The following is a 282-nucleotide window of genomic DNA, read 5'->3' on the forward strand; positions in this document are numbered from 1 at the left end:
GCCCTGCGGCGCTCCTTTGTCCCGCTTTTCCACGTGTCCATTCTTCAGTTGCACGTCCGCTCTGAGATATTTATGGATGAGCGAGATGACTCTGCCATCCTCGATTCTCTCGGAGAGTATCTGCACCATTTTCGCGTGGTTTATCGTGTCAAAGAACTTTTCGAGGTCCATATCCACGACCCATCTGTATCCCTTGTCAGCCGCGTCCAGCACGTCATAGATCGCGTTGTGCGCTTTCTCGTTCGGCCTGAAACCATGGCTTCGGGTGGAGAAAGTAGGGTC

1 protein-coding gene is annotated in these 282 nt (G+C 53.2%); it reads right to left on the bottom strand.

What is annotated here, in order from left to right; translation table 11 throughout:
* A partial coding sequence (locus GBM95_RS12150; protein ID WP_264298114.1) for a reverse transcriptase domain-containing protein occupies positions 1 to 282 on the bottom strand: 282 nt, incomplete at both ends.

The organism is Sutterella seckii (assembly GCF_009183815.1).
Classification (GTDB): Bacteria; Pseudomonadota; Gammaproteobacteria; order Burkholderiales; family Burkholderiaceae_F; genus Sutterella; species Sutterella seckii.